We start from the raw sequence: 238 nt of genomic DNA, 5'->3' as shown, positions 1-238 counted from the left end.
TCTGATAATCAATCCGATATTGATTCCCTGCGTGGTCAGATTCAGGAAAATCAGTATCAACTGAATCAGGTCGTGGAGCGGCAAAAGCAGATCCTGTTGCAGATCGACAGCCTCAGCAGCGGTGGTGCAGCGGCGCAATCAACCAGCAGCGATCAAAGCGGTGCGGCGGCATCAACGACGCCGACAGCTGATGCTGGTACTGCGAATGCTGGCGCGCCGGTGAAAAGCGGCGATGCAA

The 238-nt window shown here is 55.5% G+C and carries 1 protein-coding gene; it reads left to right on the top strand.

Features of this window, described 5'->3' with window-relative positions; translation table 11 throughout:
• Positions 1-238 (top strand): YbgF trimerization domain-containing protein (locus tag SB756_RS35040; protein ID WP_410913879.1); only part of this gene is annotated, 238 nt, incomplete at both ends.

This window comes from Pseudomonas sp. SIMBA_068 (assembly GCF_046534705.1).
In the GTDB taxonomy this organism is placed as follows: domain Bacteria; phylum Pseudomonadota; class Gammaproteobacteria; order Pseudomonadales; family Pseudomonadaceae; genus Aquipseudomonas; species Aquipseudomonas putida.
This window is presented reverse-complemented; position numbering and strand designations above follow the sequence as displayed.